Annotated in this window: 9 protein-coding genes; 7 read left to right on the top strand and 2 right to left on the bottom strand. The window is 61.8% G+C overall.

All coding sequences use genetic code 11. The features are described from left to right. The 7 genes from JHD67_RS15190 to gyrA form a co-directional block, all read left to right on the top strand. On the top strand, positions 1–760 hold a 760-nt coding region (locus JHD67_RS15190), incomplete at its 5' end, for a S1 RNA-binding domain-containing protein (protein WP_199100074.1). 156 nt (positions 761–916) lie between these two features. Then, complete coding sequence (locus JHD67_RS15185; protein WP_199100073.1) at positions 917–2,002, top strand: poly(R)-hydroxyalkanoic acid synthase subunit PhaE; 1,086 nt, start codon at positions 917–919, stop codon at positions 2,000–2,002. 9 nt (positions 2,003–2,011) lie between these two features. Then, positions 2,012–3,079, top strand: coding sequence for a class III poly(R)-hydroxyalkanoic acid synthase subunit PhaC (gene phaC / locus JHD67_RS15180; protein WP_199100072.1), 1,068 nt, complete (start codon positions 2,012–2,014; stop codon positions 3,077–3,079). Positions 3,080–3,105: 26 nt separating this feature from the next. After that, positions 3,106–3,291, top strand: a complete 186-nt coding sequence (locus tag JHD67_RS15175; protein WP_199100071.1) for a PspC domain-containing protein — start codon at positions 3,106–3,108, stop codon at positions 3,289–3,291. 58 nt (positions 3,292–3,349) lie between these two features. Then, positions 3,350–4,363, top strand: a complete 1,014-nt coding sequence (gene mtnA / locus JHD67_RS15170; RefSeq protein ID WP_199100070.1) for an S-methyl-5-thioribose-1-phosphate isomerase — start codon at positions 3,350–3,352, stop codon at positions 4,361–4,363. Continuing rightward, the gene (locus JHD67_RS15165; protein ID WP_199100069.1) at positions 4,360–4,770 is read left to right on the top strand and encodes a GtrA family protein; all 411 of its coding nucleotides are present in this window, start codon (positions 4,360–4,362) and stop codon (positions 4,768–4,770) included. The genes mtnA and JHD67_RS15165 overlap by 4 nt, the downstream gene beginning before the upstream one ends. 137 nt (positions 4,771–4,907) lie before the next feature. Continuing rightward, a complete protein-coding gene (gene gyrA, locus JHD67_RS15160; RefSeq protein ID WP_199100068.1) occupies positions 4,908–7,496 on the top strand; it encodes a DNA gyrase subunit A in 2,589 nt (862 codons plus the stop codon). A gap of 128 nt (positions 7,497–7,624) precedes the next feature. Here gyrA and JHD67_RS15155 read toward each other — a convergent pair whose 3' ends face one another. Beyond that, a complete protein-coding gene (locus JHD67_RS15155; protein WP_199100067.1) occupies positions 7,625–9,301 on the bottom strand; it encodes a hypothetical protein in 1,677 nt (558 codons plus the stop codon). 386 nt (positions 9,302–9,687) lie between these two features. Further along, positions 9,688–10,068, bottom strand: coding sequence for a DUF427 domain-containing protein (locus tag JHD67_RS15150; protein WP_199100066.1), 381 nt, complete (start codon positions 10,066–10,068; stop codon positions 9,688–9,690). Between the last annotated feature and the right edge of the window lie 16 nt (positions 10,069–10,084).

Here is a 10,084-nt window from a genome sequence, read left to right as displayed (position 1 = left end):
GGCCATGATGGACGCGGGCATTCCGCTCAAGGCTCCGGTGGCGGGTATCGCCATGGGCCTGGTGAAGGAAGGCAACGACTTTGTCGTGCTGTCGGACATCCTGGGTGATGAAGATCACCTGGGCGACATGGACTTCAAGGTGGCCGGCAGTGCCGACGGCATTTCCGCGCTGCAGATGGATATCAAGATCGACGGTATCACCGAAGAAATCATGCGTACCGCGCTGGCCCAGGCCAAGCAGGGTCGTCTGCATATCCTCGGCGAGATGGCCAAGGTCATCACCACCGCCCGTTCGGAGATGAGCGAGTACGCCCCGCGCCTGCTCACCATCAAGATCCATCCGGACAAGATCCGCGAAGTTATCGGCAAGGGCGGCGCCACCATCCGCTCGATTACCGAAGAAACCGGTACCACCATCGACATCAGCGACGACGGCACCGTGGTCATCGCGTCGGTGAACCGTGAGGCTGCCAACGCTGCCAAGGCACGCATCGAGCAGATCGTGTCCGACGTCGAGCCGGGCCGCATCTATGAGGGCAAGGTCGCCAAGCTGATGGACTTCGGCGCATTCGTCACCATCATGCCGGGCAAGGACGGCCTGGTGCACGTCTCGCAGATTTCCAGCGAGCGTGTGGAGAAGGTGTCGGACAAGCTGAAGGAAGGCGACATCGTCAAGGTCAAGGTGCTGGAAGTGGATAAGCAGGGCCGTATCCGCCTGTCCATGAAGGCCGTGGCCGAGGACGAAGGCGCCAACGCCTAAGCCTTACGGCAGTAAGAAGTCGCGAAAGCCCGGCCCTGTGCCGGGCTTTCGTTTTTCGTGCGCCGCAACATGCATCGATGTCGCAACTAATGGGCTTTTTGCGTCTGCTGCAACCCGCTTTTGCTAGGATGGCTGGAGCGTACTGAGGATGTGGGCATGGCCGACCCGGCAAGTGATTTGTTGAAGGATTACCAGGCGATGGCGCAGCAATCCTGGAATGCCTGGACCCGTTACCTGCAGCAAGCCGCCACGGCGAATCCGCTGGGGGGCGCTGCGGCGCCGGGCGCACACCCCGGGGCGGGCGCGGATGTCCTTGCGCGCAGCATGGCCGCTCTCAAAAGTTACGGCGATTGGTTGCAGGGAGCGGCAGGCAGCGGCTTGGGGCAGGCCCCGGGTGACTGGCAGCAATCCATGCAACAACTGTTCGCCAGCCTGGGCGGGCAGCCCTTCGCACAGGCCTTTGCCGGTATCGAGAGTGATGCCGCGCGTGGCTTTGCCCAGCAATGGCAAGCCTGGTGGCAGGCCACGCAGGCCGGTTCGCCGAACCTTGGCGGCATCGACCTGGAGCATTTCGCTGCGTTTGGTTACACGCGCGAGCGTCAACTGCAGCAACAGGCGCTGGCCGCTGCCATGCGTGAGTACCTGGATTGGGCCGGCAAGTATCAAGTGTTGATCCAGCGTGCCAATACCGAAGGTCTGGAGAAGCTGCAGGCCAGGTTGAACGAGTTCGGCGATTCGGCGCGCCAGGTCGAGTCGCTCAAGGCCCTCTACGACCTGTGGGTAGACGGTGCCGAAGACGCCTATGCGCAGATCGCGCTGTCGGAAGAGTTTCGCCATGTCTATGGCGAGATGGTCAACGCGCAGGGCCGTGTGCGTCAGCTGCAACAGCAGCAGCTCGACGCCGTGTGTCGCGAGCTGGGCATGCCTACGCGCAGCGAAGTCACCGCTATCAGCAAGCGCTTGCATGAGTTGCGCCGCGAATTGCGTGCCGGCGCGGCGGGGCAGGCGTCCGACGAAGTGACTGCGCTGCGGGCCGAGGTGGCTGCGCTCAAGCGAGAGCTGGCCGGCAAGGCCGGTGATCCACCCAGTGCCGCCACCAAGGCCACCGCCAAGAAGCCGGCCACGCGCAGCAACAAGCGCGTGGCTGAAGAGGAAGAGGCCAGCGTGCGTCGAGTCAAACCCGCTGCGGCGGTCGCGGCCCGCAAGTCCGTGGTGCGCGGCGCAACGCGCACGCGTAAGTAAGGAACGTCCATGTTCGCTCCGTTTCGTCTCGATCCGGCATCGTTGCTTGGCGAAATCTCCGCTTTCCAGCGAAAGCTGTCCGCGGGACTGAGTCAGCTCGCCCACCAGCCCGAACCCGAATACGCCAACACGCCGCGCGAGCTGGTCTATCGCGAGGATAAGCTGTCGGTGTGGCGCATGAAGGGGCAGGGCACCCCTTCCGCCAAAACGCCCACGCTGATCGTCTACGCGCTGGTCAACACCGTGTGGATGACCGATCTGCAAGCCGATCGCTCGCTGGTTCGCAACCTGCTTGAGCAAGGCGAGGACGTGTACCTGCTGGACTGGGGCTATCCAGATGGCGCCGATCGTTGGCTATCGCTGGACGACTACATCAACGGTTATCTCGATCGTTGCGTCGATGCCGTGCGCAAGCATGCCGAGGTCGGCGCGATCAACCTGCTGGGTATTTGCCAGGGAGGTACGTTCTCGCTTTGCTATACAGCCACGCACGGCGAGAAGGTGAAGAACCTGATCACCATGGTGACGCCGGTGGACTTCCACACGCCGGACAACATGCTGTCGAGCTGGGCCCGCGATATGGACGTCGATTTGTTTGTCGACACCATGGGCAATATCCCCGCCGAACTGCTCAACTGGGTGTATCTCACGCTCAAGCCGGTGCGGCTCAATCAGCAGAAGTACGTGGGCCTGGTCGACATCCTGGATAACCCCAAGGAGCTGACGAATTTCCTGCGCATGGAGCGCTGGATCTTCGATTCGCCCGATCAGGCGGGCGAGGCGTTTCGTGAGTTCATCAAAGATTTCTACCAGCAGAACAAGCTCATCAAGGGTGATGTGGTGATCGGTGGAAAACCGGTGGACCTGGGCATGATTACGCAGCCGGTACTCAACATCTTTGCCGAGCAGGATCACTTGGTACCGCCCGATGCCTCGCGCGTGCTGGAGCGCCATGTGGGTACGGCCGACTACACCCAGCTCGCTTTCAAGGGTGGGCATATCGGCATCTACGTGTCGGGCCGCGCCCAGCGCGAAGTACCCCCGGCTATCCATCAGTGGCTTAGTACGCGAAACTGAGCTGTTTACGAGGGAGGGGAAGCGTCATGGAAAAGCGTCTGCATCGATCGCTCAGCGACAGAAAGGTCGCCGGTATCTGCGCCGGCATTGCCGACTATCTAGGCTGGGACCCCACCTTGGTGCGCCTGCTATGGGTGGTTTTCACCCTGCTTGGCGGCTCCGGCATCGTGGCCTATCTGATCCTCTGGATCGTCATGCCCGAAGGTCCCTGAGGTTTCGTGGCGCGGCGTGAGCCGCGCTGTTGTTATTCAACGTTTGGCAAGACAGTTTATGGATTACGACCGTTACGACCGCATTCGCGCCGTGCAGTGGCTAGGCGATCACCTGCGTTTGCTCGATCAGCGCCTGCTGCCGCAGGAGGAGCGCTGGATCGATTGCGCCAACGCGGCCCAGGTAACTCAGGCCATCAAGGACCTCGCCGTGCGCGGCGCGCCAGCCATCGGCATTGCCGCTGCGTGGGGTGTGGCGTTGGCCGCACGCCAGGGCGAGCCGCTGGACCCTGCGCTGACCATGCTGCGGGCTGCCCGGCCTACCGCAGTGAACCTGATGTGGGCGTTGGATCGCATGAAGGCGCGCATCGTGGCGGGAGCGGATGCCACCGCGCTGGAGCGCGAAGCCCAGCGCATCCAGGATGAAGATCTCGCGGCCAATCGCCATATGGGCGAATTGGGCGCGTCGTTGATCGCTCCTCATTCGGGCGTGCTGACCCATTGCAATACGGGTTCGCTGGCGACCGCAGGTTTTGGCACGGCGCTCGGCGTGATTCGCGCGGGCGTGGCCAGCGGTCGCATCGAGCAGGTTTTCGCAGGCGAGACGCGGCCGTGGCAACAAGGCGCGCGCCTTACCATGTGGGAATTGGTGCGCGACGGCATTCCCGCCAAACTCATCGCCGATTCCGCCGCCTCGCACCTGATGCGGTCGGGTGCGGTGCAGTGGGTCATCGTGGGCGCCGACCGTATTGCCGCCAATGGCGATACCGCGAACAAGATCGGTACCTATCAGCTGGCCATTGCCGCGCGCCACCACGGCGTAAAGTTCATGGTGGTGGCGCCTTCCTCCACGGTGGATATGGCGACGGCTTCCGGCGGAGACATCGAGATCGAGCTGCGTGACTCCGCCGAACTACTGGCTGTCGCGGGGCGCCGTACGGTGGTGGAGGGCGCTGACGCCTGGAACCCGGTGTTCGACGTGACGCCCGCGGACCTAATCGATGCCATCGTGACGGAGCGTGGCGTGATTGAGCGCCCGACGACGCTCGCCATGCAGGCCATGTTCGGGCGATGAGTCTGCGTCGTCAGGTGCTGCTGTTTGGCGTCGGTGGTGCCATTGGCCTGGTGGTCGATGCGGGCGTGGTGCAGGCCTTGGTGAGTTGGGGGCACTGGAACCCCTATCTCGCACGCGTGGTGTCCTTTCTGGCGGCGGCCACGGCGACCTGGCTCTGGAACCGCCGCTATACCTTTGCGCAGCGCCACAGCGGGCGCTCGCTGGCGACCGAATGGGCCCATTGGATTGCCCTGATGAGCGTGGGCGCGGTGGTCAATTACGCCGCTTACGCCGCCATTTTGCTGTTCTATCCATGGCTGCATCGCTGGCCGGCGGTGGCGGTGGCAGCCAGCTCCGCTGCGGCGTCTTTGGTCAATTTCGCGACAGCCCGCGGCGTGCTTTTCAAGCGCGCCAAGACGTCAACGTAAGTGATTGATTTTTAAAGCAAAAATACTGTCAATTCGACCGCGAATGTGTTACAGTTCGTAGGTTGTCTTCAGGTCCAGGCTGTGCGCCGATAACGCGCGTGCAGTGAGACCCTTTTATTCATCAGGGAAGCCGATTGATGGCAGAACTCGCCAAAGAAGTCATTCGCGTCAACATCGAAGACGAGATGCGCCAGAGCTATCTCGATTACGCCATGAGCGTGATCGTGGGCCGCGCCCTTCCGGATGTCCGCGATGGCTTGAAGCCGGTACATCGCCGTGTCCTGTTCGCCATGAACGAACTGGGCAACGCATGGAACAAGCCCTATAAGAAATCGGCCCGCGTGGTCGGTGACGTCATCGGTAAATACCACCCGCACGGCGACTCGTCGGTTTACGACGCCATCGTTCGTATGGCCCAACCGTTCTCGCTGCGCTACATGCTGGTCGACGGTCAGGGTAACTTCGGTTCGGTCGACGGCGATAACGCCGCGGCCATGCGTTACACCGAAGTGCGTATGTCGCGCCTCACGCAGGAGCTGCTTGCCGACATCGACAAGGACACGGTCGATTTCGGTCCTAACTACGACGAAAGCGAACACGAACCGCTGGTGCTGCCCACCCGCGTGCCCAACCTCTTGATCAACGGTTCGGCCGGTATCGCCGTGGGCATGGCTACCAATGTGCCGCCGCATAACCTCACCGAGGTGGTGTCGGCGACGATCGCCCTGATCGATGAGCCGACGCTGTCGATCGATGACCTGATGCAGTACATCCCCGGCCCGGATTTCCCGACCGCAGGCATCATCAACGGTTCGTCCGGCATCATCGAGGCCTATCGCACCGGTCGCGGCCGCATTCTGGTGCGTGCGCGTACCGAGATCGAAACCGAGTCGAATGGCCGCGAGACGATCATCGTCCACGAGCTGCCGTATCAGGTGAACAAGGCTCGCCTGATCGAGAAGATCGCCGAGCTTGTCAAGGAAAAGAAGCTCGAAGGCATCAGCGAGCTGCGCGATGAGTCCGATAAGGACGGCATGCGCATGGTCATCGAAATCCGTCGTGATTCGATGGCCGATGTGGTGCTGAACAACCTGTTCCAGCAAACCCAGCTGCAGGTTACCTTCGGTATCAACATGGTCGCCCTGTTGGACGGCCAGCCGCGTTTGCTGAACCTCAAGGACATCCTTGAGGCGTTCATCCGTCACCGCCGCGAAGTGGTGACGCGTCGTACCATTTTCGATCTGCGCAAGGCACGCGCACGCGCGCACATCCTCGAAGGCCTTACCGTTGCGTTGGCCAACATCGACGAGATGATCGAGCTGATTCGCAGCTCTGCCTCGCCGCAGGAAGCGCGTGAACGCATGGTGCAGCGCAAGTGGCAGCCGGGCATGGTGGCAACCTTGCTCCAGGCCGCTGGTGCCGAGGCATCGCGTCCGGAGGACATGGACCCGCGCGATGGCCTCAAGGCCGAGGGCTATCAGCTATCCGAAGTGCAGGCCCAGGAAATCCTGGCCATGCGCCTGCATCGACTCACCGGTCTGGAGCAGGAAAAGCTCTCGGACGAGTATCGTCAGGTGCTCGAAGTCATTCGCGGCCTGATCGAGATCCTGGAAGATCCCATCCGTCTGCTCTCGGTGATTCGCGAGGAACTGGAAGCTGTCAAGGAAGAGTTCGGCGACAAGCGTCGCACCGAGATTCAGCATTCGCAGGAAGACCTTAACGTCCTCGACCTTATCGCGTCCGAAGACGTGGTGGTCACCCTGTCGCACACCGGTTACGTCAAGCGCCAGCCGGCCAGCACGTATCGCGCGCAGCGTCGTGGTGGCAAGGGTCGTTCCGCGTCGGCACTGAAGGACGAGGATTTCGTCGAGCAGTTGTGGGTGGTCAATACCCATGACACGTTGCTCACCTTCACCAGCACGGGTCGCGTGTACTGGCTCAACGTGTACCAGATGCCCGAGTCGGGCCCCAACGCGCGCGGCAAGCCCATGGTGAACCTGTTGCCGCTGGGCGAGGGTGAGAAGGTGCAGGCCGTGCTGCCGGTACGCGAGTACACGGAAGATCGTTTCGTGTTCTTCGCTACCAAGCAGGGCACGGTGAAGAAGACGCCGCTGACCGAGTTTGCGTTCCAGCTGCAGAAGGGCAAGATCGCCATCAACCTCGATGAGGGCGATGCGCTGGTCAACGTGGCGCTTACCGATGGCAATAGCGATGTGCTGCTGTTCGCATCCAACGGCAAGACCGTGCGCTTCGATGAGTCGGAAGTGCGCTCCATGGGACGTACCGCCACCGGCGTGCGCGGCATGAAGCTGGCTGAGGGTGCCGAAGTGGTCTCGCTGATCGTGGCTGCCGAAGGCGACATCCTCACCGCGACCGAGCGTGGCTATGGCAAGCGCACGGTGTTGGACGAGTTCCCCAAGAAGGGCCGCGGCACGCAGGGTGTGATCGGCATTCAGTGCTCCGACCGAAATGGTGCGCTGGTGGCGGCCACGCAGGTTACCGAGGCGCACGAGATGATGCTGATTTCCGATCAGGGCACGCTGGTGCGTACCCGCGTGGCGGAGGTCTCCCAGCTCAGCCGCAACACCCAGGGTGTCACGCTTATCCGTCTGCCTGCGGATGAGAAGCTGGTGAGCGTGGTGTGTCTGGATGCGGAGGCGGAGAACGCTGAAGGCGAAGAGGGCTCGCTCGACACGGCTCCGGACGCACCCGCCGGCAACGAGTAATCGGGAACGTTCACGGTAAAAAAACCCGGCTTAAGCCGGGTTTTTTTTACTCAATCCGCGGGGAGTGGCCACGATCAGGATGATTCGTGAACACAGCGCTCCGCAGCGACAGATGCGGCGGGACGAAACTACCTCATGGTCCAAGTGCTGAGCAGGGTCTGACCGGTGCGCACGCTGCCCGGCGTGTACGGTGCAAGGTAGACGGAAACGACGCTACCGGGCTTGAGCGTTGGTGCGCTGCCCGAGATCGTCGTGGTCGCGCCAACCGTCGACCTATAGCTGTAGTAAGCGCTGCCCTCGTAGTTCTCCATCAAGTACTGGCCATCCACGTCCACGATGACTCGGTTCTTGCCGGCGGCAAAGGCCTTGTCGAGGTCAACGTTTACATCGGTGCCCGTGATTCGGATCGCGTTGACGCCGCTGGCATAGGTCCAACTGCTGATCAGGGTTTGACCGGTGCGCGGGCTGCTCGGCTTGGACGGCGCAAGGTAGACTGAAATGTAGCTACCGGGCTTGATCGTCGGTACGCTGGTCGAGATCGTCGTGGTTGTTCCCGACGTCGAACTATGGCTGTAGTAAGGAGTGCCCGCGTAGTTCTCCATCGTGTACGTGGCATCCACGTCCACGATGACGCGGTTCGGGCCCGCAGCAAATGCCGCGTCGAGGTCAACGTTCACATCGGTGCCCGTCACTCGAATCGAATGGACGCCATTGGAGATGTTCGGGCCGCCAGCGCCAGCGTAGGTCAAGCTGCGGATGAGGGTCTCGTCCGTGCGAGACTCGCCGGGAAGGTTGGGGGCGAGGTAGACGGAGACAACACTGCCTGCCCTGATCGTTGGTACGGTCGTCGAGATCGTCGTAACCGTCCCGGCCGTCGAGCGGGTGCCGCCATACGTGGAGCCCGAATAGTTCTCCATCACTTGCTTGCCATCCACATCCACGACGATGCGGTTCGATGCCGAGAGCACGGAGGCGTTGTCCGTGACAATGACCGTCGTTCCGTTGACCCGGATGGATGGAGATAGTGACTGAGCCGGGCTTACGGAACCCCGCTGGATCCGATAGCCCCCTGGCAGAGCCTTGGCCGAGAAGCCCGCCTTTCCTGCGCACGCCCCGTATTCATAGGGCACCCCCATTTTGCCCATGAGGCCGGTGCTTGTCGTTGGGAGGCCCAACTGGACGTCGATCTTTTGCATCGAATCGCAGGAAGAACTGCTTGCCGAGTAGTAATCCAGGAAGCCGGTCTGCGTCGGCTTCAATAGCCCGCTGCCGGGAGGTAGTGCGTAGGTACCGATACGGGTCGTGGCGCCGGTTACCGTATCCGTGACCGTGCCCGTCCAGGTGTCGGCGCTTACCCTGGATACCTTGAGGGCGTACGTATGGCCATAGACCGCATCGAATTCGACGGAGCAGCTCACGCCTGGGCCGCCTTCGGCGCCATTGGTGCAGTGTTCGGCGTCAGTCGACATCGTGCCACTGATGAAGCTCGAGAAGGCGGCATGCAGCTTTGCGCGGCCGTTCTTGTCCGGGCGTGGCTGGATGCCTATATAGCCAACGTCCGGCTGACCCTTGAAATTGAACTGGTAGGCTACGTACGTTCCGGATGTGCGCTGAGTCAATGCGCCGAATGTTTCGGGAAACGTGATGTCGGATAGGCCCGATAGAGGGGCGGAGACGATCTGCCAGTCGAAAAAGGCATTGCCGCCGAAGATCTGCGAAGCGCTCGCCACCGGTGCGATGGTGAGTAGGGCGGTAAACGCGAGACCGGTAAGGGCCACGCGTTTCCTTCGATAGGTCCGATCCATGTTCAATTTCTTTCCTCTATGTCGGAGACGTTGGACGCCAGTTAACTAAAGGCATAGGTAGTGCGCCGCAAATCTACGTCGGCGGTAAGTGCACACCTATCGGGCACGGACCAAAAGCATGTCGTTCAAGTGCGTGCCGGTATGCAAAGCGCCTCTGGCCGATCCCCGCTGCGGAAACAGTTTTCGTTGGCCTTGATCAGTTTCAATGGCCAGAAGGAGCCGATACGGCGTGATGTGCTACCGATTCGATGGAGACGATCCCGAGTGGGAATGCTGCGATATGGCATGAAGGGCCGACACCACCCGTAGGGCCGGCGCGGCTGAAACCCCTTTCTCATAAAAAGAAGCCCGGCATGGCCGGGCTTCTTTTTTGCGTCATTGGAAGGCTATTCCGGCGTTTCTTCGATGGCGTCTACACGCGTGCCGTAGAACGCCAGGTAATGGCCGATCGCAGCCACGGCGTCATAGGGATGCTCATAGGTCCATACCGCATCGATGCCACGCTCGCCTGCCGCGGGGATGCTGAAGTAGTCGCAGTCGCCTTTGTAGGGGCAATAGGTGTGATGGTCGGTCCGCGCCAGTTGATGCATATCCACATCCGCGCGAGGTATGTAGCGCACCGGTGGGTACGATGCTTCCTGTAGCGTGAGTGCAGCCCGGGTGTCGGCCAGCATGCGCCCGCCCGCGCGCACCACCACGCGGCCGTGGTAGGGGCTGATCGTAATGGGGTGCCCGGGGCCGGGAATACGGTGTTCTCTGCTTGTCATGAGGGTGTCTCCGTCG

It is taken from the genome of Dyella sp. ASV21 (assembly GCF_016428975.1).
In the GTDB taxonomy this organism is placed as follows: Bacteria; Pseudomonadota; Gammaproteobacteria; order Xanthomonadales; family Rhodanobacteraceae; genus Dyella.
This window is presented reverse-complemented; position numbering and strand designations above follow the sequence as displayed.